This is a genomic window from Streptomyces sp. NPDC053431, assembly GCF_044544925.1.
In the GTDB taxonomy this organism is placed as follows: domain Bacteria; phylum Actinomycetota; class Actinomycetes; order Streptomycetales; family Streptomycetaceae; genus Streptomyces.
In genome coordinates this window covers 22,240-41,425 of record NZ_JBITXX010000001.1, presented here as the reverse complement: position 1 = coordinate 41,425, position 19,186 = coordinate 22,240, and the positions used below count along the sequence as shown (strand labels likewise).

At 74.0% G+C, this 19,186-nt stretch carries 10 protein-coding genes; 7 read left to right on the top strand and 3 right to left on the bottom strand.

Going from position 1 to position 19,186, the window contains the following annotated elements; genetic code table 11:
- Window positions 1-132: 132 nt before the first annotated feature.
- A complete protein-coding gene (locus ACIGXE_RS00145; RefSeq protein WP_399740623.1) occupies window positions 133-1,932 on the bottom strand; it encodes a protein kinase in 1,800 nt (599 codons plus the stop codon).
- Between the two features lie 456 nt (window positions 1,933-2,388).
- Between ACIGXE_RS00145 and ACIGXE_RS00140 the strand changes: the two genes are divergently transcribed.
- The 4 genes from ACIGXE_RS00140 (at window position 2,389) to ACIGXE_RS00125 (ending at window position 10,119) form a co-directional block, all read left to right on the top strand.
- On the top strand, window positions 2,389-6,186 hold the full coding sequence (locus tag ACIGXE_RS00140) for an FtsK/SpoIIIE domain-containing protein (protein WP_399740620.1): 3,798 nt from the start codon (window positions 2,389-2,391) through the stop codon (window positions 6,184-6,186).
- A 121-nt stretch (window positions 6,187-6,307) separates the two neighbouring features.
- Window positions 6,308-7,678: an ABC transporter substrate-binding protein gene (locus ACIGXE_RS00135; protein WP_399740617.1), complete on the top strand. Its 1,371-nt coding sequence runs from the start codon at window positions 6,308-6,310 to the stop codon at window positions 7,676-7,678.
- A 3-nt stretch (window positions 7,679-7,681) separates the two neighbouring features.
- Window positions 7,682-9,199, top strand: coding sequence for a carbohydrate ABC transporter permease (locus ACIGXE_RS00130; RefSeq protein ID WP_399740614.1), 1,518 nt, complete (start codon window positions 7,682-7,684; stop codon window positions 9,197-9,199).
- Window positions 9,200-9,243: 44 nt separating this feature from the next.
- On the top strand, window positions 9,244-10,119 hold the full coding sequence (locus ACIGXE_RS00125; RefSeq protein ID WP_399743649.1) for a carbohydrate ABC transporter permease: 876 nt from the start codon (window positions 9,244-9,246) through the stop codon (window positions 10,117-10,119).
- An 18-nt stretch (window positions 10,120-10,137) separates the two neighbouring features.
- Here ACIGXE_RS00125 and ACIGXE_RS00120 read toward each other — a convergent pair whose 3' ends face one another.
- Window positions 10,138-10,752: a TetR/AcrR family transcriptional regulator gene (locus ACIGXE_RS00120; RefSeq protein ID WP_399740612.1), complete on the bottom strand. Its 615-nt coding sequence runs from the start codon at window positions 10,750-10,752 to the stop codon at window positions 10,138-10,140.
- Between the two features lie 287 nt (window positions 10,753-11,039).
- On the opposite strand from ACIGXE_RS00120, the gene ACIGXE_RS00115 reads away from it, so the two are divergent.
- Genes ACIGXE_RS00115 through ACIGXE_RS00105 form a run of 3 tightly spaced genes read left to right on the top strand, consistent with a single transcriptional unit; the run spans window position 11,040 to window position 14,123 of the window.
- A complete protein-coding gene (locus ACIGXE_RS00115; RefSeq protein ID WP_399743646.1) occupies window positions 11,040-11,969 on the top strand; it encodes an ABC transporter permease in 930 nt (309 codons plus the stop codon).
- Window positions 11,962-12,693, top strand: coding sequence for an ABC transporter ATP-binding protein (locus tag ACIGXE_RS00110; protein WP_399740609.1), 732 nt, complete (start codon window positions 11,962-11,964; stop codon window positions 12,691-12,693). The genes ACIGXE_RS00115 and ACIGXE_RS00110 overlap by 8 nt, the downstream gene beginning before the upstream one ends.
- Window positions 12,694-12,719: 26 nt before the next feature.
- Window positions 12,720-14,123 carry a glycosyltransferase 87 family protein gene (locus tag ACIGXE_RS00105; protein WP_399740607.1) on the top strand — a complete coding sequence of 468 codons (1,404 nt, stop codon included), beginning with the start codon at window positions 12,720-12,722 and terminating at the stop codon, window positions 14,121-14,123.
- 89 nt (window positions 14,124-14,212) lie between these two features.
- Here ACIGXE_RS00105 and ACIGXE_RS00100 read toward each other — a convergent pair whose 3' ends face one another.
- The gene (locus ACIGXE_RS00100) at window positions 14,213-19,171 is read right to left on the bottom strand and encodes an NAD-glutamate dehydrogenase (protein ID WP_399740605.1); all 4,959 of its coding nucleotides are present in this window, start codon (window positions 19,169-19,171) and stop codon (window positions 14,213-14,215) included.
- Window positions 19,172-19,186: the final 15 nt, after the last annotated feature.

Sequence of the window (19,186 nt, the reverse complement as noted above, 5' to 3'; positions counted from 1 at the left end):
CTCCCTCAGCGGCTGCGGTTCGCGTCAAAGTTACGCGGCCGAGGGCGCCCACCGGCACTTCCGAGGGGAAATCACCCCTCGGAAGTCGACAAAGCGACAGAATCGCCGGTCTTCACGGCTCCTCGTGGGTGCCTACTGGCCGGTACCGGCACCCGAACCGCTGCCCGAACCACTGCCCGAGCCACCGCTCGCGCTGTCGGTGAGCGAGGAGACCCAGTCCATGAAGGAGCTGATCCCGTCGCCGATCGCCTGCCAGTAGCCCTTGCCCTCGGCGACCCAGTCCTGGAGCGGCGTGAGCTCCCACACGAGCCAGCCCGCGACCACGAACAGCACGATCGTGAACAGGCAGCCCTTGAGGCAGCCGAGGCCCGGGATGCGCATCGGGTTGGCGCTGCGCTGCCGCGGCGGGCGCGGCTCGCGCGGGGCCGGGGCGGGCGCGGGGGCCTGCGGCGGCGGCTGCGGCGGCGCGTACTGCTGCTGGGGCGGCTGGGGCGCGTACTGCTGCCGCTGCGGCGGCTGCGGGGCGTACGGCTGGGGCTGCGGGCGCTGCTGGTACGGCTGCGGCGGGCGCTGCGGGTACTGCTGCTGGGGCTGGTGCGGCTGCTGGTACTGCGGCGGCTGCTGCTGGTACTGCGGCGGCCCGTCCTGCGGCGGCTGCGCGCGGCGCTGCGGCCGGCGGCGCAGCGGGTCCTCGCTCGGGTCGAGGTACTGCACCTGGGTCTGCTCGTTGCGGTCCCGGGCGGCGCGCAGCTGCGTCTGCCACGGGTGCGGCTGCTCGGCCGGCGGGTCCTGCGGCACGGGAGGCATGACCGCGGTCGGATCCGCCGCGTCCACGGGGCCGCGGCCGGTCGCCGGGAGCACGGCGGTCGGGTCGGCCGCGCCGGCCGGGCCGCTGGTCGGCATGACGCCGGTCGGCGCCGCCGGGTCGTACAGCGGCGGCTGCGGGGCGCCCGAGCCGCTCGGCAGGACCTGGGTCGCGCCGGCCGGGTCCACGCCCGGTGCCTGCGGCACCGGCGCCGGGGCCGGGTCGGGGGCGAGCAGCGCGCCGACGCCGTCGGCGGCCTCGATCTGGGCGGGGGTCGCGTGCACGCCGATGCCGGCGGCGACCGTGCGCAGCCCGCGGGCCAGGTTCTCGGCGCTGGGCCGCCGGTCCGGGTCCTTGCTGAGGCAGCGCTCTATCACCGTCCACAGCGGCCCGGGCACGGTCGAGGGGCGGCGCGGCTCCTCGCTCAGGTGGCGGTGCAGGACCTCCAGGGCGGTGCCGCCGGCGAACGGCGGCCGGCCGGTGACCAGCTCGTACAGGAGGATGCCGGCGCCGTAGATGTCGACCGCGGAGGTCTGCGGGCGCCCCTCGGCGGACTCGGGGGCGACGTACGCGGGCGTACCGACGAACTCGTGGGTGCGGGTCAGGCCCGGGGAGTCGGCGAGGCGCGCGATGCCGAAGTCGGTGAGCATCGGGTGCATCGCGCCGTCCCGCTCGGCGAGCAGCACGTTCGCCGGCTTGAGGTCGCGGTGGACGACGCCGTCGGCGTGGCTGGCGGCGAGCGCGTCCGCGATCTGCGCGGTGAGCAGCGCGGCGGCGACGGGGGTGAGCGGTCCGTTCTCGCGGATGTAGCGGTGCAGGTCGGGGCCCTCGACGAGGTCCATCACCAGGGCGAGGACGTCACCCTCCACGACGAGGTCGCGGGTGCGCACGATGTTGGGGTGGGTGAGCCGCAACAGCACGGACCGCTCGCGCAGGAAGCGCATCACGATGTCCGCGTCGTTGGCCAGCTCCTCCTTGAGGACCTTGATCGCGACGGTCTCGCCGGGCTGCCCCGGCACCGCCGCCTCCGCGCCGGCCGTCTCCCGCTGGCGGGCTCGCCAGACGGTGCCCGTGGCGCCGCGGCCGAGCGGCTCCTCGAGCAGGTACTTGCTGCCGATAGGCCGCACGTCACGCGCTCCCTGCTGATCGTGGTCCTGGGGTGGTTCGTCGAAGTGTCCCCGGGGTCCCTGTGTGTTCTGTGACCCGTCCGGGTGTCCGACCCACTTTAGTGCCGCCGAACGGGTCACCGGCTGTCCCCAGGACGGCCGATTCCGACTCCGTACGTGTCCGGAAAGGAGACGCCCGAGGCGCGCCGGGGGTTGCCGCAAGCACGGCGAGACGTACGTAACCAGGCGAATTCACGACCGGTGACGCTTCGAGCGCGACCGAACAAGATCACTTCTGGGCGGCCCGGGGGCGGGTTGTCAGTGGCAGGTGCGAGGATGCCTACAGCACGTCGTGTCGGGGGTCGGGAGCCCCCCGCGCCGTGCCGACCTGTACCGGACGACGCGTCCGTGCCGGGTGGGGGGAGCGAGTGGGATTCCCCTGCCGGGTACGCCGCGCAGAAGGGACCGCTGACGGCGATGCAGATCCGGCTGACCGTCCTCGCGCCGCACGCCGGCCATGGCGCCGGGCGCGCCTGCGACGTGCTCGTCACCGCGCCCGCGGGGACCGAGCTGGCCGCCGTGGCCTCCTCCCTCGCCGCGGCCGTCTCCGGCCCGGACACCTCGTCTTCGGGGACCACCGTCCTCTACGCGGGCGGCGAGCGCCTCGACACCCGCCGCTGCCTGCTCGGCATGCCGCCGCTGGTCGACGGCGCCGTGCTCTCCCTCCAGGTGCCCGGCCCGGACGACGGCGTCGGCGAGGGCGCCCCCGCCCGGCTGCACGTGGTGGCCGGACCGGACGCCGGCGGGGTGCACCTGCTGCACGGCGGAGCGATCAGAATCGGCCGTTCCGTGGACGCGGACGTGCCGCTCGACGACCCCGACGTGTCCCGCTCCCACTGCACGGTGACGGTCGGCGCGGACGGCCGTGTCACCGTGAGCGACCCGGGCTCCACGAACGGCACGAGCGTCGACGGCGTCCCCGTCGGGCCGCAGCCCGTCCGCTTCCCCTCCGGCGCCCTCCTGCGGGTCGGCGAGTCCGCCCTGCGCCTGACCGGCCCCGGCGGCCCGGACGGCGCCGACCGGGCGGCGCCCGCCACCGCCCCGGACGGCGAGGGCCATCTGCGCGTGGCCCTCCCCGAGGCGGCCCGCCCCCTGGACCAGGACCGCCCGGGCGCCGGGGCCTACGCGCCGCCGTACGCGGCGGGCACGACCCCCGAGGACGCCACGCACGGCGCCGGCGTCGCGTACGGCGACGGCGACGGCCACACGCGCGCTGAGGAGTCCGCCGAGCCCCAGGGCGAGATCGAGGCGCACAGCAGGACCCGCCAGACCCAGACCCGCAGACGGGGGCTCGGCGCCTGGGCCCGGCGGCTCGCGGGCGGCCGCGAGGAGCCGTCCCCCGGCGAGTACGGGGTGGAGCCCGTGCCCGCCTTCGCCGGAGCGGCCCCCGGGTCCGCGCCCGGCGCCGGCCCCTCGCCCGACAGCTGGCCCGACCCGGCCGCCGTGCTGCTCACCGCGCTCGGCCCCGGACCGCGCCTGTGGGAGCGGGGCCCCGAACACCCCGAGGCCCTCGTGGTCCGGCTCGGCACCACGGACCGCGCCGAGCTGTCCGGGGTGCCCGTCACCGTCGGGCTGCGCGAGGCCGGCTCGCTGGGCCTCGCCGGGCCCGCGCCCCGGCTCGCCGGACTGGCCCGCTCCGTCCTCGCCCAGCTCGCCGCCCTGCACTCCCCCGCCGACCTCGAGATCGTCCTGGTCAGCGCCGACCGGAACCGTCCCCTGGAGGAGCGGCGCCGGGCCTGGGGGTGGCTCGGCTGGCTGCCGCACGTACGCCCCGCGCACGGGCAGGACTGCCGGCTGCTCCTCGCGTACGACCGCGAGCAGGCGCACGCGCGACTGACCGAACTCACCCGCCGCCTCGACGACGGGCCGCTCGGGCCGGGCTGGCCGAGCGCCGACCGGGCCGCGGTCGCCGAGGCCGCCGCCCGGTACGAGGGACCCGCGACCGTCGTGGTCATCGACGGCGACCCGGGCTCCGCGGCGCTGCGCGAGACGGCGGCGCGGCTCGCCGGAGTCGGCGCCGCCGCCGGCATCCATCTCCTCTGCCTCGCCGAGGCGCCCTCCGCCTCGCCCGCCTCGCCCGTCGCGGCCACCTACGAGGAGGCGTGCGCCGCCTCCTTCGCCTTCCGCGAGTGCGGGGCCGTGGCGCTGCTCAGCGGCGACGTGGCGACGGCCCTGCGGCTGCTGCGCACCGCCGGCGGCCGGGCCGCCGGGCACGGCACGGTCGGCGTGGTGGACGCGGTGTCCGTCGCCTGGGCCGAACGGTTCGGACGGGCCCTCGCCCCCTTGCGCACGGAGACGGCCGGCGTCCCCGGGCAGGGGCGGGCGGCCGCCGCGCTGCCGCCCTCGGCCCGGCTCCTCGACGAGCTGGGCCTGGCCCGGGCCACCCCCGCCTCCCTGATGGCCCGCTGGGCCTCCTCCTCGGACGGCACGGCGATCCTGGGCGCCGGGCCGCGCGGTCCGGTGGCCGTGGACCTCACCCAGGAGGGCCCCCACCTGCTGATCGAGGGCCCGGCGGGGAGCGGCCGGACCGAGCTGCTGCGCTCGATCGCCGCCTCCCTCGCGGCCGGCGGCCGCCCCGACCGGCTCGGCCTGCTCCTGGTCGACGGCGCGGGCGGCGAGCGCGGCGAGGGCCTCGGCGCCTGTACGGAGCTGCCACACGTCACCGAGCATCTGGTGGCCGCCGATCCGGTCCGCATGAGGGAGTTCGCCCAGGCCCTGGGCGCCGAGCTGAAGCGCCGGGCCGAGCTCCTCGGCGACACGCACTTCGCGGACCGGCGCTCGGCCCGCCTGATCGGCCAGCGAACGGCGAGCCCCGCCGAGTCCGTCCCGGCCGGCCCGCGCGCCACGGCCCGCATCCCGGACGCCCGCACGGGCGACCTGGCGGACGCGGGCAGCGGCCGCGTCCCCCGCCCGGCTCCCGGTGCGACCACGGCCGGCGACCGCACCCCGCCCCCCGGCTCGGACCTGCTCGGCGACCGCGCGAGCGGCCGCACCCTCCGCGTGGCGCCCGACGGCGCGGTGGGCGACACCCCGAGCGCCCGCCTCCCCCGGCACGCCACGGCCCCGCTCACCGACCGGACCCCGCCGGCGGGCTCGGACCTGCTGGGCGACCGCCCGAGCGCCCGGACCTCCCACACGGGCCCGGGGTCCCTCGACGACACGGCGAGCGGCCGGACGCACCGCAGGGGCCCCGGCGTCTCGGACGACACCGCCGCCGGCCGGACGCACCGCACCGAAACGCGCGAGGTGTACGACCAGGACGGCGGGTCCGCGTACCGGACCCCGCCGCCGGGCTCCGACCTGCTGGGCGACCGCCCGAGCGGCCGGACCTCCCACACGGGCCCGGGGTCCCTCGACGACACCGGCAGCAGCCGTACCCCCCGCACAGCGACCGGCGGCCCCGACGACACGGCCGGCGGCCGCACGTACCGCACGGGCGGAGGCGCCCTGGACGACCCGGCCGGCGCCCGTACGTACCGCGCGGGCGCCCTCGGCGAGCGCACCCCGCCGCCCGGCTCCGATCTCCTCGGCGAGCGCGCCGGCAGCCGCACCCTGCGTACGGACGAGACCCACGCGGACGGGACCGGCGCGGCGGGCACGGGTGGGGGCCGGGCCGTCCCGCACGGCGGCCCGCAGGCGGGTGGCGCGCGCACCGGCGCCGCCGAGGGGGCCGGCGCGCTGCCCCGCCTCGTCGTCCTCGTCGACGACTTCGACGCGCTGGTCGCGCCCGCGCTCGGCGCGCCCGGCCGGCCGGCGGCCGGGTCCGTGGTCCGGGCCCTGGAGGCGGTGGCGCGGAACGGGGCGCGGCTCGGGGTGCATCTGGTGGCGACCTCGGCGCGACCGGACCGCACGGCGGACACCGAGCTGGCGCACGGCGCGCGGCTGCGGATCGTGCTCGACCCGCCGCCCGCGGCGCCCGGGCAGGGCCCGGACGAGCCGCAGCCCGGCCGGGGCAGGCTGGGTCATCCGGACGGCCGGGTGACGCCGTTCCAGGCAGGCCGGGTCACCGGGCGCATCCCGCGCACGGCCACGCAGCGCCCGACCGTGGTCCCGTTGGAGTGGGAGCGGATGGGTGACCCGCCCACCCGCCGCCCGGTCCGCGAGCTGGGCAACGGCCCGACGGATCTGGCCCTGTTGGCCAGCGCTCTCGACCGCGCCGCCCGGTCCGTGGAGGCCACTCCGATAGCACCGCTCACCTCCCCCGCCCCGGCCTGACAACACGTCACGAGCCGATCACGATCCCCCGCTTGACACGGAAGGCGGTATTGCGAGCCTCCGGCACCCGGCGTAGACCTGTGCGAACGGGACCGGTACACGCGGGAGAGGCGGGGCTCGGATGCGTAACGGCAGAACTCTTCGACTCGGCGTCGTGGCGGCGACCACGGCCGCCGTGCTCGCGGCCGCGGGCTGCGGCAGCGACGACGACGGCGGCGGTACGGGCTCCATGCCCGGCACGAAGGCCCCCACGGACGGGTCCGCACTGGCCCTGCCGTCCCTCAAGGGCGAGAAGATCGAGGTCGCCGCCGTCTGGACGGGCCCCGAACAGGCGAACTTCACGAAGGTCCTGAAGGAGTTCGAGAAGCGCACGGGCGCGACCGTCACCTTCGTGCCCGCCCAGGACCCGATCGTGAACTTCCTCGGTACGAAGATCGCCGGCGGCTCCCCGCCGGACGTGGCGATGCTGCCGCAGGTCGGCGCGATCCACCAGGCCGCGGCCCAGAAGTGGATCAAGCCGCTCGGCCCGGAGGCGAAGGCCCAGCTCGCGAAGAACTACTCCAAGGGCTGGCAGGACCTCGGCGCGGTCGACGGCACGGCCTACGGCGTCTACTTCAAGGCGGCCAACAAGTCCCTCGTCTGGTATAACGCCGCCGCCTTCGACAACGCGGGCGCGAGCGAGCCGAAGACCTGGAAGGACTTCCTCGCGACCGCCGAGACGATCTCCGCCTCCGGCGTCACCCCGGTCTCGGTCGGCGGCGCGGACGGCTGGACGCTCACCGACTGGTTCGAGAACGTCTACCTCTCCCAGGCGGGCCCGGAGAAGTACGACCAGTTGGCCCGGCACACCCTCAAGTGGACGGACCCGTCCGTGGCCAAGGCGCTCACGACCCTGGCCGAGCTGTTCGGCAAGCCGGCCCTGCTCGCGGGCGGCACGAACGGCGCGCTGCAGACCGAGTTCCCGGTCTCCGTGACGCAGACCTTCACGGGCGGCGACCAGGCCAAGGCCGCGATGGTCTTCGAGGGCGACTTCTCGGCGGTCAACATCGCGGAGACCGGCGCGAAGATCGGCACCGACGCGAAGGTCTTCCCGTTCCCCGCCGTCGGCGACGGCGCGAAGGCCCCGGTGGTGACCGGCGGCGACGCGGCCGTGGCGCTGAAGGACACGAAGGGCGCGCAGGCCCTGCTGACGTTCCTCGCCTCGCCCGACGCGGCCAGGATCTGGGCGGCCGAGGGCGGCTTCCTCTCCCCGAACAAGGCGCTCGACCCGGCCGCCTACCCGAACGACGTGCAGCGCAGGATCGCGACGTCGCTGATCGGCGCGGGGGACGCCTTCCGCTTCGACATGTCGGACCAGATGCCGCAGTCGTTCGGCGGGACGCCCGGCAAGGGCGAGTGGAAGGCGCTCCAGGACTTCCTGAAGAACCCGAAGGACGTGGCGGGGACACAGGCCAGACTGGAGGCCGAGGCCGCCAAGGCGTACAAGGGCTGAGCCATGACCGGCACCGAAGCCCACGCATCCGGCGAAGGCCGGGAAGCCGCCCCCGGGGCCGGCGACGAAGGCCCCGGCGGCACCCGACGCCCCGACGGGACCGCGAACCCCGGCCCGACCGGCTCCGACGCCGCCGGCGACGGCCTGCGCACCGAACGCCCCGCGCCGCCGGCCCGCAGCGGGACCCCGAGCCGGCGCGGGACCCGTAGCGGGAACCGGAGCCGTGGTCGCGGCAACCGCACCACGCTCACCGCCGCGGCCTTCCTGCTGCCCGCCCTCGTCCTCCTGGGCGCGCTCGTCGTCTACCCCATCGGCTATTCCGTCCAGCGCTCCCTGTTCGACCGATCGGGTGATTCCTTCGCCGGACTGGACAACTACGTCACGCTCTTCACCGACGAGTCGATCCGCACCGCCGTCCGCAACAACCTGATCTGGGTGGTCGTCGCGCCCACCGTGGCGACCGCCCTCGGTCTGGTCTTCGCGGTGCTCACCGAACGGGTGCGCTGGGGAACGGCGTTCAAGCTGGTCGTCTTCATGCCGATGGCGATCTCGATGCTCGCCGCCGGCATCATCTTCCGGCTCGTCTACGAGCAGGATCCGGACCGCGGGGTCGCCAACGCGGTCTGGGTCGGCGTCCACGACACCTTCGCCGAGGCGTCCGTCTTCCCGCGCGCCCGCCCGCTGCCCGTCCACCCGCTGGAGGCGGCGGGCGGCGGGGCGTACGTCACGAAGTCCCCGGTGCGAACGGGGGAGATCGCCCGGCTGCCGCTGGTCGGCGTGGCCCCGGCGCAGATGCCGGAGGACGCCCGGCCGGCCCGTACCCCCGCACCGGCCGGCGACGGCGTCACCGGGGTCGCGTGGCTGGACTTCACCCGGGGCGGCGGCGGGAAGCCGAACGCCGTGGATCCGCAGGAACGCGGTCTGAAGGGGCTGCGGATCGAGGCGGTCAAGGACGGCCGGGTGGTGGCCCGGGCGACGGCCGGCGCCGACGGCACCTTCACGCTCCCGGCCGCCGCCGACGGGGCCGTCCTGCGGCTGCCCGCGAGCAACTTCCGCGCGCAGTACGACGGCGTGGAGTGGCTCGGCCCCTCGCTCGTCACCCCCGCGATCATCGGGAGTTACGTGTGGATGTGGGCCGGCTTCGCGATGGTGCTCATCGCCGCCGGGCTCGCGGGCCTGCCGCGGGAACTCCTGGAGGCGGCGCGGGTCGACGGGGCGAACGAGTGGCAGGTCTTCCGCCGGATCACCGTCCCGCTGCTCGCGCCGGTCCTCGGCGTCGTCCTCGTCACCCTGATGATCAACGTCCTGAAGGTCTTCGACCTGGTCTTCATCATCGCGCCGGGCTCGGCGCAGGACGACGCGAACGTGCTGGCGCTCCAGCTGTACCGCTCGTCCTTCGGCACGGACGCGGACCTCGGGGTCGGCTCGGCCATCGCGGTGCTGCTCCTGCTGCTCGTCCTGCCGGTGATGGCGGTCAACATCCGCCGTGTCCGCCGCACGCGAAGGGAGACCCGCCGATGAGCGGCCCGACGAGCCGACCGGTGACCAGCCCGGCGGGCAGTGCGATGAGCGGCCCGGCAGGCCGGCCGGCGGGCGGGCCGGCGTCCCGGATCGCCGCTCGCGCCGCCTCCGGCGGGGTGCGGATCCTGCTCGTCCTGGTCGCCCTGTTCTGGCTGATGCCGACGGTCGGGCTGCTGATCTCCTCGCTGCGCTCGCCGTCCGACATCGCCTCGGGGGGCTGGTGGCAGGTCTTCACGGCCCCCGCCCAGCTGACCACCGAGAACTACCGGCAGCTGCTCTCCAACGAGGCGATCACCGACTCCCTCGTCGCCACGGTCCTCATCACCGTCCCGGCGACGCTCCTCGTGGTCGTCATCGGCGCGTTCGCCGGCTACGCCTTCGCGTGGCTGGACTTCCCGGGCAGGGACTGGTGGTTCCTGCTGGTCGTGGGGCTGCTCGTGGTGCCGGTGCAGGTGGCTCTGGTGCCGGTGTCGAAGCTGTTCGGCGCGGTCGGGATCTTCGAGACGACGCTGGGCGTGGTGCTGTTCCACACGGCCTTCGGGCTGCCGTTCGCGATCTTCCTGCTGCGGAACTTCTTCGCGGAGATCCCGCGCGAGCTGCTGGAGGCGGCCCGGCTCGACGGGGCCGGCGAGGTGCGCCTGTTCGCCCGGGTGGTGCTGCCGCTGGGCGGCCCGGCGCTGGCCTCGCTCGGGATCTTCCAGTTCCTGTGGGTGTGGAACGACATGCTGGTGGCGCTGATCTTCGCCGACGCCCAGTCGCCGCCGATCACGGTGGCGCTGCAACAGCAGGTCCGGCAGTTCGGCAACAACGTCGACGTGCTCGCGCCGGGCGCCTTCGTGTCGATGGTGATCCCGCTGCTGGTCTTCTTCGCCTTCCAGCGGCAGTTCGTGTCGGGCGTGATGGCCGGCGCGGTCAAGTAGGCGGCACCCGCCTTCGTCCTACGCCGTGAGGGCGGCGACCGCCGAGCGCGCCAGGTCGTCGAGGTAGCCCTGGGGCGGCTCGGTGCGGACCACGACGAGCCGCCAGTAGAGCGGCCCGACCACCAGGTCGAGGGCCCGGTCGGGGTCGGCGCCGGCGGGCAGGTCCCCGCGCTCGACGGCCGCCCGGACGACCTGGGCGACGACGCCCTGCTGGGGATCGAGGAGGGCGGCCTTGAGGGTGTCGGCGATCTCGGGGTGCCGGGCGGCCTCGACGAGCAGGTCGGGGATCACCTGCGAGGCCACCGGGTGGCGCAGGGCGTGGGAGGCGACCTCCAGGAGGGCGCGGACGTCGCCGTGCAGCGAACCGGTGGCGGGGGCGGGCAGGCCCTGCAGGGCGACCGCGCCGACCAGGTCGAGGACCAGGGAGAGCTTGGACTTCCAGCGCCGGTAGACGGCGGTCTTGCCGACCCCGGCGCGGCGGGCGATGCCCTCGATGGACATCCGGGCGAAGCCGACGGCGGCGAGCTCCTCGAAGACGGCGGCGCGGATGGCCTCGGTGACGTCCTCCCGGAGCACGGCGGCTCCCGCGGGGGCGCGGCGAGGGGTTCCCGAGGGTCCGGAAGGTGTCGTCATGCACAGGATCTTAACCAGCGGTCACGCGGCGGGGCACGACACGACGAGACGGTTGCGTTCCGACGTCGGGCCGTCCTACTCTCCTCGTAGCGACGATACGGACCCGTTCCGTCGAACGGGTCCGCCGCCCCTCCACCGCCCCACCGAAGGCGAAGCACGTGACGCCCCAGACCCTCACCCCGTCCGGCCGGCCCGGCGAACCGACGCCGCCGCCCGCACCCGCGCCCGCCCGGCCCTCAGCACCCCCGCGGCCCCCTTCGCCGACCTCGCCGACCCCGCCGGCTTCACTGACTCCTCCGGCTTCACCGACCCCTCCGACCACGCCGACTCCGCCCGCCCCCGCCTCCTCCGAGGAGCTGCGCGCCCTCGCCCTGCGCCACGGGCTCACCGTGAGCGGTGCGCGCCCCTCGCTCCCCTCGTACGTGCGGCAGCTGTGGTCCCGGCGCGACTTCATCACCGCCTTCGCGACGGCCAAGCTGACCGCGCAGTACAGCCAGGCCCGGCTCGGCCAGATCTGGCAGGTGATGAACCCGCTGCTCAACGCGGCCGTCTACTACGCGATCTTCGGCGTCCTCATGGACGTCCAGCGGGGCATCCCCGACTACGTCCCGTTCCTGATCACGGGCGTCTTCGTGTGGACCTTCACCTCGCAGACGATCATGACCGGCACCCGCGCCATCAGCGGCAACCTGGGCCTGGTCCGGGCCCTGCACTTCCCGCGCGCGAGCCTGCCCATCGCCCTCGCGCTCCAGCAGCTGCAGCAGCTGGTCTTCTCGCTGGGCGCGCTGGTCGCGATCCTCTTCTGCTTCGGCGAGTTCCCGCGCTGGAGCTGGCTGCTCGCGATCCCCGCGCTGTCGCTCCAGACCCTCTTCGGCACCGGGCTCGCGCTGGCCATGGCCCGGCTGGCCGCCCGCACCCCCGACATCACCCAGCTGATGCCGTTCGTGCTGCGCACCTGGATGTACGCCTCCGGGGTCATGTGGTCGATCGCCCACCTCACCCACGGCCGCGACCTGCCGCACACGGTGATCCTGCTGCTCCAGGCGAACCCCGCCGCCGTCTACATCGACCTGATGCGCTTCGCGCTGGTCGAGAGCTTCACCGGCTCCCAACTGCCGCCGCACGTCTGGGCACTCGCGGCCGGCTGGGCGACCCTCACCTTCGCCGGCGGCTTCGTCTACTTCTGGAAGGCGGAGGAGAGGTACGGCCGTGGCTGAGCGCGCGGAACGAGAACCCACCGTCGTCGCCGACGGCGTCCACGTCACCTACACCGAGCGGGGCGGCAAGCAGACGGTCCACGCGGTCAAGGGCGTCAGCTTCGCCGCGTACCGGGGCGAGGCGATCGGCCTGATCGGTTCGAACGGATCGGGGAAGTCGACCCTCCTGAAGGCCGTCGCGGGCCTGCTGCCCACCAGCGCGGGCCGCGTCTACACCCGCGGCCGGCCCGCCCTGCTCGGCGTCAACGCGGCGCTCATGGGCGATCTGACGGGCGAGCGGAACGTGATCCTCGGCGGCCTCGCGATGGGCATGAGCCGCAAGGAGATCGCCGAGCGCTACGCCGGCATCGTGGAGTTCTCCGGGATCAACGACAAGGACGACGAGGCCATCTCGCGTCCGATGCGCACGTACTCCTCCGGCATGGGCGCCCGGCTGCGCTTCTCCATCGCCGCGGCCCGCAGCCACGACGTGCTGCTCATCGACGAGGCCCTGGCGACGGGCGACGCGCCCTTCCGCCGCCGCAGCCGGCGCAGGATCGACGAACTGCGTGCCGAGGCGGGCACGGTCTTCCTGGTCAGCCACTCGAACTCCACCATCACCGAGACCTGCGACCGCGCGCTGTGGCTGGAGTCGGGCACGCTGCGGATGGACGGACCGGCGGACGAGGTGGTGGCGGCCTACGAACACGTCACCGCGTCGGAAGCCAAGAGAAGGGGCAAATAGGACATAGCGGTCTAGAGTGCGGAAAGATGACGACCGATCCGCCCTCGCCCGAACCCACCACGGGAAGCCCGACGACCGGGACCGCCCCCGGCGCGGCCGCCGGGACCACCACCGGAGCCTCCGGAACCGCGACCGGCACGACCGCCGGCGGCCCCGGAGCCGCCCGCACCGGTTCGGCGCCGCCCGCCCTCACCCGCTCCCCCTTCGAGTCGGAGACCTTCACCTCCGCCACCTTCGTGGCCGTCGGCCGCGGCCCGCTGCTCGCCCTCGCCGTCGTCTGGCTGCTCACCCGCGCCGGCATGCTGTTCCTGCTCGACCGCGACAACCTCGGCATCGGCGGCGTGGCGAGCGAGGTCCACGTGCTCTACCGGCACTGGTACGGCCAGTTCGCGCACGGGACGTTCCCGCCCGGCGACGTCACCTGGCAGTACCCGCCGGGCGCCGGCCTGGTCATCATGTCGCCGGGGATCCTGCCCTCGCTCACGTACTTCCAGGGCTTCGTCCTCCTCACCCTGGTGGCCGACCTGGCGATCATCGCGGCGCTCGCCCGCGCCGACAGCGCCCGGCTCACCCACGGCGCCTGGTACTGGGTGCTCGGGCTTCCGCTGCTCCTGCACATCCCGCTCGCCCGCTACGACGTGCAGACCACCGCGCTCGCCGTCCTCGCCCTGCTCGCCTTCACCGCCCGCTCCCCCGCCGCGCACCGACTCGGCGGGGCGCTCGCCGGACTCGGCGCCATGGTCAAGGTCTGGCCCGCCCTCGCCCTGATCGGCACCCCGCGCGGGCGCACCACCCGCGACGCCTGGACGGCCGCGGCCGTCGCCGCCGTGACCCTGCTCGCCATGCTGGCGCTGCTCTTCTCGGAGCCGCTCGGCTTCCTGCGCCAGCAGGGCGACCGGGGTGTGCAGATCGAGTCCCTGGGCGGCACCGGGCTCGCCCTCGCGAAGGCCGCGGGCATCTGGCCCGGCGGCGTGGAGTTCCGTTACGGCGCCTTCGAGTACGTCGGCCCGTACGTCTCCACCGTCGGGCACCTCGCCCTGCTGCTGACCGCCCTGGCCTTCATCTGGCTGCTGCTGTGGCGGGTCCGCGCCGCCCGCTGGACCGCCGCCACCCCGCTCGACGCCGCCCTCGCCGCCGTCCTGCTCTTCACCGTCACCAGCCGGGTGATCAGCCCGCAGTACATGATCTGGCTGCTCGGCCTGGCCGCCGTGTGTCTGACCTCCCGTGACACGGTCATGCGCCCGGTCGCCCTGCTCCTCCTGCCGGCCGCGGCCCTGAGCGCCCTCGCCTACCCGGTCCTCTACGCGGACGTCGTCCTCGGCCACTGGCCCGGCCTCGGCGTGCTGGTGCTGCGCAACGTCCTTCTCCTCGCGGCGGCGGCGCTCGCCGCCCGGCGGCTGTGGACGTCCACGGTCACCCCGACCGCCTGACGGGCGCGAAAGGCCGAAAGGCACCCACAGCGAAGGGGCGCCCCCGCCGGTCCCAGGACCGACGGGGGCGCCCCCTTGGCGTCGAGCGATCAGCTGTGCGTACGCAGCAGCGTGCGCATCGTCCGCATGGCGACCGACAGGTTCGCCAGGTCGAAGGCGTCCGAGCCCTGGATCTCCTCCAGGGTCGTGCGCGCCCGGCCCAGGATCGGCGCGTTCTTCTCCTCCCAGGCCTTGAACCGCTCCTCCGGCGTGGAGGTGCCGTTCCCGGCCGCGAGGACGTCCGCGGTGAGCGCCGCGTGCGCGGCGAACAGGTCCTCGCGGATGGAGGCGCGGGCCATCGACTGCCAGCGGTCGGCCCGCGGCAGCTCGATGATCCGGTCCATCAGGTCGGTGATCCTCAGCCGGTCCGCCAGGTCGTAGTAGACCTCGGCGACCGCCAGCGCGTCCTTGCCGGTCCGGTCCGCGATCGCGACGATGTCGAGCGTCGGGAAGGCCGAGGAGAACCCGGCCACCCGCAGCGCCAGCTCCTCCGGGACGCCGACCGAGGTCAGCTCCTCCAGGATCGACTCGTACCACTCCAGGTCGGCGCCGCGCAGCAGCTGCGGCAGCTTCTCCCAGACCTGCTCGACCCGCTCCGAGAAGAAGTCGATGGTCTCGCCGATCTGGAGCGGCTGCGGGCGGTTGTTCAGCAGCCAGCGGGTGCCGCGCTCGACCAGCCGGCGCGAGTGCAGGCGCATCCGGGTCTGGAACTCGGCCGCGACCTTGTTGTCGAGGGCCTCGACGGCGTCCCAGACCTCGCTCAGGCGGAAGATCGCCCGGGCCGCGGTCTGGGCGCGGACGATCTCCTCGATCGACGCGCCGGACTCCTCGCGGAGGCGGTGCAGGAAGGTCGAGCCACCGGTGTTGACGGTGTCGTTGACCAGGACCGTGGTGATGATCTCGCGGCGCAGCGGGTGGCTGTCGACGGCGTCCGTGAACTGCTCGCGCAGCAGCGTCGGGAAGTACGCGTGGAGCAGCCCGCGCAGGTACGGGTCGTCCGGGAGGTCCGTGCCGATCAGCTCGTCGGCCACCGTGATCTTGGTGTACGCGAGCAGGACGGCGAGCTCCGGCTGGGACAGGCCCTTGCCGTTGTTCAGCAGCTCGCGGATCTGCCGGTCGTTGGGCAGGAACTCGAGCGAGCGGTCGAGCGCCCCGTCCCGGCCCAGGCGGCGCATGAAGCGCTGGTGGGCGTGGAGCAGGGACGGCGACTGGGCGACGGCGTTGGCCAGGGCGGTGTTCTGCGCGTAGTTGTTGCGCAGCACGAGCGCGCCGACCTCGTCCGTCATCTCGGCGAGGATCTTGTTGCGCTGCTTGACGGTCATGTCGCCCTCGGCGACGAGCCCGTTCAGCAGGATCTTGATGTTGACCTCGTGGTCGGAGGTGTCCACACCGGCGCTGTTGTCGATGGCGTCGGTGTTGACCTTGCCGCCCTCGCCCTCGGGTCCGCCGGAGCGGGCGAACTCGATGCGGCCCAGCTGGGTCGCGCCGAGGTTGCCGCCCTCGCCGATCACCTTGGCGCGGACGTCCTGGCCGTCGACGCGGATGGCGTCGTTGGCCTTGTCGCCGACGTCGGCGTTCGACTCGGCCGAGGACTTCACGTACGTGCCGATGCCGCCGTTCCACAGCAGGTCGACGGGGGCCTGCAGGATCGCCTTCATCAGCTCGGCCGGGGTCAGCTTGGTGACACCGTCCTCGATGCCGAGGGCGGCCCGCATGTGCGCGTTGACCGGGATCGACTTGGCGGTACGCGGGTGGACGCCGCCGCCCGCCGAGAGCAGCTGGGTGTCGTAGTCGGCCCAGGAGCTGCGCGGCAGCTCGAAGAGGCGGCGGCGCTCGGCGTACGAGACGGCCGCGTCCGGGTTGGGGTCGATGAAGATGTGGCGGTGGTCGAACGCCGCGACGAGGCGGATGTGCTCGGAGAGCAGCATGCCGTTGCCGAAGACGTCGCCGGACATGTCGCCGACGCCGACGACGGTGAAGTCCTCGGTCTGGGTGTCGTGGCCCAGCTCGCGGAAGTGGCGCTTGACGGACTCCCAGGCACCGCGGGCGGTGATGCCCATGCCCTTGTGGTCGTAGCCGGCCGAACCACCGGAGGCGAACGCGTCGCCCAGCCAGAAGCCGTACGACTCGGCGACGCCGTTGGCGATGTCGGAGAAGGTCGCGGTGCCCTTGTCGGCGGCGACGACCAGGTAGGTGTCGTCCTCGTCGTGGCGGACCACGTCGACCGGGGGCACGACCTCGCCGGCCACCAGGTTGTCGGTGATGTCGAGCAGCGCGGAGATGAAGGTCCGGTACGAGGCGATGCCCTCGGCCATCCACGCGTCGCGGTCGACCGACGGGTCCGGCAGCTGCTTGGCGACGAAGCCGCCCTTGGCGCCGACCGGCACGATGACGGTGTTCTTCACCATCTGCGCCTTGACCAGGCCGAGGATCTCGGTGCGGAAGTCCTCACGGCGGTCGGACCAGCGCAGACCGCCTCGGGCGACCTTGCCGAAGCGCAGGTGGACGCCCTCGACGCGCGGCGAGTAGACCCAGATCTCGAAGGCCGGGCGCGGGGCCGGCAGGTCCGGGATGGCCTGCGGGTCGAACTTCATCGACACGTAGGAGTGCGGCTTGCCGTCGGCGGCCTTCTGGAAGAAGTTCGTCCGCAGGGTGGCCTTGATGACGGTGAGGAAGGAACGCAGGATGCGGTCCTCGTCGAGGGAGGCGACCTGGTCCAGGGCGCCGTCCAGCTCCTCCAGGAGCCCGTCGATCAGCTCGGTGCCGGCGCGCTGCCGCTCCGGGGCCATGCGGGCCTCGAACAGGTTGACGAGCAGTCGGGTGGTGTGGACGTTGTTGCGGAGGGTGTCCTCCATGTAGTCCTGGCTGAACGTCGAACCGGCCTGGCGCAGGTACTTCGCGTAGGCGCGCAGCACCATCGCCTCGCGCCAGTTGAGCCCGGCGGACAGGACGAGCGAGTTGAAGTTGTCGTTCTCGGCCAGGCCGGTCCAGGTGGCCGCGAAGGCCTCCTGGAAGCGCTCGCGGGCGTCGTCGGCGAGGTAGTCGCCGCCGTTGCCGGTGGGCAGCGGCATCCGCAGGCCGAAGTCGTAGATCCAGGCGTGGGTGCGGTCCGAGCAGCGCAGCTCGTACGGACGCTCGTCGGTGACCTCGACGCCCAGCCGGTTGAGGACCGGCAGCACGGCGGACAGCGAGATCTGCTCGCCCGTCTTGTAGATCTTGAAGCGGCGCTCGCCGGTGCCGGAGGCGACCGGCTCGTACAGCGACAGCGCGAAGTCCTTGTCGCTGTCGGCGAGGGCCTCCAGGTGGCACAGGTCGGCGACGGCGGCGCGCGGGGAGTGGTCGGCCTTGTAGCCCTCGGGGAAGGCGTTGCCGTAGCGGCGCAGCAGCTCGGCGGCGCGCTCCTCGCCCAGCTCGGCGTTGAGCGCCTCGCCGAAGCCGTCGGACCAGGAGCGGGCGGCGTCGGCGAGCCGGGACTCGATGCGGTCGACGTCGGCCTCGGTCAGCTTGCTGAGCGCGGTGCCGGGCTCGACGCGGATGACGAAGTGCAGCCGCGACAGGATCGACTCGGTGTTCCAGGCCGTGAAGTCGACGGAGGTGCCGTTGAGCTCCTCCTTCAGGAGCTCGATGATCCGCAGCCGGACGCGGGTGGTGTAGCGGTCGCGCGGCAGGTAGACGAGGGCCGAGTAGTAGCGGCCGTACTCGTCCTGGCGCAGGTAGAGGCGCAGGCGCCGCCGCTCCTGCAGGTACAGGACGCTGGTGACGATGGACTGCAGCTCGTCGACCGGGGTCTGGAAGAGCTCGTCGCGCGGGTAGGTCTCCAGGATCTGGAGCAGGTCGCGGCCGTCGTGGCTGCTCGGCGAGAAGCCGGCGCCCTCCAGGACCTCCTGCACCTTGCGCTTGACCACGGGGACGCGGCGCACGGACTCGGTGTACGCGGCCGAGGAGAACAGGCCGAGGAACCGCCGCTCACCGACGACGTTGCCCTGGGCGTCGAACTTCTTCACGCCGATGTAGTCGAGGTACGAGGGCCGGTGCACGGTCGCGCGGCTGTTGGCCTTCGTCAGGATCAGCAGCTTGTGCTCGCGCGCCTTGGCGCGGGCGTCGGCGGGCAGCCGGCTGAAGGACGGCGAGACGGGGTGGGCGTGGTGGTCGTCGCCGCTGTGGTGCGGGTCGGAGCGCAGGATGCCGAGCCCGGTGCCCGGGACGGCCGCCAGGGCGTCGCCGTTGACCAGCTCGTACTCGCGGAAGCCGAGGAAGGTGAAGTGGTCGTCGGCCAGCCAGCGCAGCAGCTCACGGGCCTCCTCGACCTCGGTGGGCCGCAGGTCGGAGGCGGTGGGCTCGGCCGGCAGGCCCTCGGCGATGCGCAGCGCGGCGTCGCGCATCTTCTCCCAGTCCTCGACGGCCTCGCGGACGTCGGACAGGACGCGCAGCAGGTCGGCGGTGATCTGCTTGAGGTCGGCCTTGTCGGTCTCGCGGTCGATCTCGACGTGGATCCAGGACTCGGTGAGCGCGTCGTGCGGCAGCTCGCCCTTGGGCTCCTTGGCGAGCACCTCGATGAGCTTGCCGGTCACGTCACGGCGGACCATGACCTGCGGGTGGATGACGACGTGGATGCCGCGCCCCTGGCGCGACAGCTCGTTCGTCACGGAGTCGACGAGGAAGGGCATGTCGTCGGTGACCACCTCGACGACGGAGTGGCTGCAGGTCCAGCCGTTCTCCTCGACCGTCGGGGTGTGGACGCGGACGTTCGCGGTGCCCTGCGGACGGTTCTCGGCGAGGCGGTAGTGCGAGAGCGCGGCGCCGAAGACGTCGTCGGCGTCGCGGCCCGTCAGGTCCTCGGGCGCGGTGTGCAGGTAATAGCGCTGGAGGTAGTCGAGCAGGGTCGCGTGGTCCGGACGCCTGCCCGTCTCCGGCCCTGTCGGAAGTCGCCCCCCGACCGGGCTGTTCTCAGCTACCCGGGCGGCCCGATCGAGCAGCTCGGCCTTGGCTTCGTCCAGCTTGGTCTGCATGTCCTCTGACTCCTG

Bases quoted from the DNA above. Each gene is read 5' to 3' on its own strand.
- ACIGXE_RS00140 (WP_399740620.1), top strand. From the start codon at position 2,389: ATGCAGATCCGGCTGACCGTCCTCGCGCCGCACGCCGGCCATGGCGCC.
- ACIGXE_RS00135 (WP_399740617.1), top strand. From the start codon at position 6,308: ATGCGTAACGGCAGAACTCTTCGACTCGGCGTCGTGGCGGCGACCACG.
- ACIGXE_RS00130 (WP_399740614.1), top strand. From the start codon at position 7,682: ATGACCGGCACCGAAGCCCACGCATCCGGCGAAGGCCGGGAAGCCGCC.
- ACIGXE_RS00125 (WP_399743649.1), top strand. From the start codon at position 9,244: ATGAGCGGCCCGGCAGGCCGGCCGGCGGGCGGGCCGGCGTCCCGGATC.
- ACIGXE_RS00120 (WP_399740612.1), bottom strand. From the start codon at position 10,752: ATGACGACACCTTCCGGACCCTCGGGAACCCCTCGCCGCGCCCCCGCG.
- ACIGXE_RS00105 (WP_399740607.1), top strand. From the start codon at position 12,720: ATGACGACCGATCCGCCCTCGCCCGAACCCACCACGGGAAGCCCGACG.
- ACIGXE_RS00100 (WP_399740605.1), bottom strand. From the start codon at position 19,171: ATGCAGACCAAGCTGGACGAAGCCAAGGCCGAGCTGCTCGATCGGGCC.